Here is a 3,301-nt window from a genome sequence, read left to right on the forward strand (position 1 = left end):
CACTCTTAAATTTCAGACTTTTGAAAAAACTCAAGTTGTGACCTTGTAGAGTATAGTTAAAGTAATAACATCAGCTAAATTGGCTCATGGTAAAAAGTATGTTGCAAGCAATTGAAGGAATTTACAAAGATGGTAAAGTAGAACTTAAAGAATTACCATCTGATATTTCAGAAAGTCTGGTTATTGTCACTTTTTTAAAGTGGGAAAAAAATCACCCAAAAAATAAAATAATGAAGTTTGGTATGTTTTCTGGTAATAACCAGTCAACAGAAGCAGATTTTGAAATTGCTGAATTTCATGGGGATAGTGAGGACAGTTTAGACTGGTCATAATAAATTATGAAATATGTCCTAGATACTCATTCTTTAATCTGGTTTCTTGAAGGTAATTTAAAGTTAGGTGCAAATGCTAAAGCTATCCTTTGTGATCCTGATTCACAGTTAGTTATTCCTGCGACTACTCTAGCTGAAGCTATTTGGATTGTAGAAAGAGGTAGAACATCTATTCCTGCTCCTAAAGATATAATTTTAGCAGTAGAAGCTGATCCTCGTGTGGTAATTTATCCCCTTGATCAAGATGTTATTGAAATGACTATGAGCTTATCTGCTATTAATGAAATGCACGATAGACAAATTGCGGCGACTGTGTTAGTTTTAGCGAGTAAAGGTGAAATTGTGCAGCTATTGACCTGCGATCAAAATATAACTGCTTTGGGTTTAGTTGGTATTATTTGGTAGTTTTTAGGTGAATACCATCGCACTTCCCATACATCCCAAAACAGCGATACCTTTCCTGCGGAACGCTATGCGAACGGTCAGCTATCTCTATTCCTTCGGTCCCGTAAGGGATACGAAATCGCACATCCACAAACCCAAAACAGCGTATAGTTAAATTAGGCTTAAAACTATAAATAAGCATAAAACGTATGTCTAACTATCAAGAATTGTTACAGCAAGCTAAAAGTCTGACTCCTGAAGAACAGCTTAAATTAGTTGAAGATTTATCTATCTTAATTCGTCAACAAGTGAAAATGACACCAAAGCCAAAGCGTAGTATTCTAGAATTACGTGGTTTGGGTAAAGAAATTTGGGAGAATATTGACGCTCAGGAATATATTAATCAGGAGCGTGATTCATGGAATGGTTAAATAAATTACAGGATAAAATAGTAGGTTTAGATACTGCACCATTAATTTATTTTATAGAAGAAAATCCTCATTATTTAGAAGTTACAGATGCTTTTTTTACAGCCATGTATAGAGGTAAGTTTAGTGTTGTCACCTCGATTTTAACTATATCAGAAGTTTTAGTTTATCCTTTACGTGCAGGAAATAAAATATTGGCTCAACAATATCGTGATATTCTCTTCAATTCTCAAGGTTTAACAACTATTGAAGTTTTACCAGATATTGCTGAAAATGCAGCTAAATTAAGAGCAGATTACAATTTAAGAACACCGGATGCTATTCAAATGGCCACTGCTATTTATGGTGGTGCGTCTTTTTTCTTAACCAATGATATACGTTTACTTTCTTTGCCAGGGTTAACTGTGTTGGTTTTAAATCAATTGATAAGTTAAGTGCTTTGAAATACAGCGATCGCATCCCCACATCCCAAAAAGCGATCGCACTCCCACATCCCCAAACACGATCGCACTCCCACACCCCAAACAACGATCGCATTCCCACACCCTAAAACAGCGATCGCACTCCCACATCCCCAAAACAGCGATAAATTTTACCAAATCATCCCCAAATTCAAAACAAAACCATTTAAAACATCTTCCCCCGAAACAGTAGCAGGAGAATCCAAAACTTCAACATCTTTTCCTGGGCTATAAATTTCCACTTGACGAGATTTACGATTAATTAATAAACCTAAACGTACACCATTATCTATATATTCCTTCATCTTTTCCTGTGTAGTTTTCAAACTATCACTAGGAGAAAGTAACTCAATTACAAAATCAGGACAAATAGGAGGAAACTTTTCCTTTTCTTCCTGAGTTAAATTATTCCATCTTTCCAACTTTATCCAAGCAGCACTAGGAGAACGAATAGCGCCATTTGGTAAAATAAAACCGACATCAGAACCAAAAACTACACCTTGTGATTTGTCATCGTTCCAATTTGCTAATTGAGCAGTTAAACCAGCATTAATATTGCTAGATATACCACCCAATAAAGGCTTTAATATCAGACTACAATCAGTATTACGTTCAATTTTAATTAACTCATTAATTTGACATAATTCAAAAAATTGATTATCAGTTATTTGAATTGATGGAGGTAAATACAATATGATATTATCCATATAATTTGTTATAGAGATCAGCTTGATACTGAATTAATATTCCTTAAATAATTAACCGACAGCATACTCTGTAAACTTCCTCATAAAAGGAGACTGAAACCCTAACACAATATCCTCCTTGGGAACTCCAGCAGCCACTAAATTAGCAGCAATATCATCCTCTGTACCATTCCATTGCAGCCAAATTTTGCTACTTTTAATATCAATATGAATAATACAACTATGTACCCAATTTTGACCTTCCCAGCCGACATGAACAATTTGATAATGATCACGTTCTTTATCAAGAATTGTCTCTACTTCTATATTACCATAAGCTGCTTGTGCTTCACCATATTCTTGTAATATTTCTTGCACAATTTGGCGATATTGAGTTAATTTATCCATTGAGAAATCACCTCTTTTTCTACATTATAAATTACCATTTTTACACTATTTTCTAAAATCATATCTTTGGGAAAATCCAGTTGAAAAAATGTTTTGTAAGTTGTTAAAGGTACAGCTAAATATAAAATACGATCCGGTTGCAACCTTTTCAATGCACCTCGATAATTAATAAATTGCCCCAATGCTGTATGAAATTCAGAAATAGCGGAAGATTTCTCTAAGAAACTTTTTATTTCTACTGCTATTTTTTGTCCTTCACGTTCTGCACCAATCAGCTTTTCTGCACCTAAATCAATAGAAAGATTAACTCCTCCTACACTTATTTTTAATGGATCATTAGTAATTTCCCAACCATCTTTTTGTAAAGCTATTTTTACAACTTCATGAAAAACATCTTTAGCTGACATACATATCTATCATTATATTGCTTATTCTATAATTACAGTACCAAGAAGCGATCGCATCCCCAACAAGCGATCGCACTCCCCACATCCTCAAAAAGCGATCGCACTCCCACATCACCAAAAGCGATCGCACTCCCACACATCCCAAAAGCGATCGCACTCCCACACATCCCAAAAGCGATCGCATCCCCAACATCC

Annotated in this window: 8 protein-coding genes; 4 read left to right on the plus strand and 4 right to left on the minus strand. The window is 34.9% G+C overall.

Going from position 1 to position 3,301, the window contains the following annotated elements; translation table 11 throughout:
• Positions 1 to 98: 98 nt before the first annotated feature.
• The 4 genes from VB713_RS27185 (at position 99) to VB713_RS27200 (ending at position 1,578) form a co-directional block, all read left to right on the plus strand.
• Positions 99 to 332: a hypothetical protein gene (locus tag VB713_RS27185; protein ID WP_104388670.1), complete on the plus strand. Its 234-nt coding sequence runs from the start codon at positions 99 to 101 to the stop codon at positions 330 to 332.
• 6 nt (positions 333 to 338) lie between these two features.
• The gene (locus tag VB713_RS27190; protein ID WP_323314603.1) at positions 339 to 737 is read left to right on the plus strand and encodes a type II toxin-antitoxin system VapC family toxin; all 399 of its coding nucleotides are present in this window, start codon (positions 339 to 341) and stop codon (positions 735 to 737) included.
• Between the two features lie 188 nt (positions 738 to 925).
• The gene (locus VB713_RS27195) at positions 926 to 1,147 is read left to right on the plus strand and encodes a hypothetical protein (RefSeq protein ID WP_323314604.1); all 222 of its coding nucleotides are present in this window, start codon (positions 926 to 928) and stop codon (positions 1,145 to 1,147) included.
• Positions 1,135 to 1,578 (plus strand): type II toxin-antitoxin system VapC family toxin, encoded by a 444-nt coding sequence (locus VB713_RS27200; RefSeq protein ID WP_323314605.1) that lies wholly within the window; start codon positions 1,135 to 1,137, stop codon positions 1,576 to 1,578. The genes VB713_RS27195 and VB713_RS27200 overlap by 13 nt, the downstream gene beginning before the upstream one ends.
• Here the strand turns inward: VB713_RS27200 and VB713_RS27205 are convergent.
• Genes VB713_RS27205 through VB713_RS27220 form a run of 4 tightly spaced genes read right to left on the minus strand, consistent with a single transcriptional unit; the run spans position 1,558 to position 3,106 of the window.
• Positions 1,558 to 1,743: a hypothetical protein gene (locus VB713_RS27205; RefSeq protein WP_323314606.1), complete on the minus strand. Its 186-nt coding sequence runs from the start codon at positions 1,741 to 1,743 to the stop codon at positions 1,558 to 1,560. The two genes, VB713_RS27200 and VB713_RS27205, sit on opposite strands and share 21 nt — an antisense overlap.
• Complete coding sequence (locus VB713_RS27210; protein WP_323314607.1) at positions 1,737 to 2,312, minus strand: Uma2 family endonuclease; 576 nt, start codon at positions 2,310 to 2,312, stop codon at positions 1,737 to 1,739. The genes VB713_RS27205 and VB713_RS27210 overlap by 7 nt, the downstream gene beginning before the upstream one ends.
• Positions 2,313 to 2,363: 51 nt before the next feature.
• On the minus strand, positions 2,364 to 2,699 hold the full coding sequence (locus VB713_RS27215) for a XisI protein (protein ID WP_323314608.1): 336 nt from the start codon (positions 2,697 to 2,699) through the stop codon (positions 2,364 to 2,366).
• Positions 2,687 to 3,106, minus strand: a complete 420-nt coding sequence (locus VB713_RS27220) for a XisH family protein (RefSeq protein WP_323314609.1) — start codon at positions 3,104 to 3,106, stop codon at positions 2,687 to 2,689. Before VB713_RS27220 ends, VB713_RS27215 begins: the two co-directional genes overlap by 13 nt.
• Between the last annotated feature and the right edge of the window lie 195 nt (positions 3,107 to 3,301).

Source organism: Anabaena cylindrica UHCC 0172 (assembly GCF_034931625.1).
Lineage (GTDB): Bacteria > Cyanobacteriota > Cyanobacteriia > Cyanobacteriales > Nostocaceae > Anabaena > Anabaena cylindrica_A.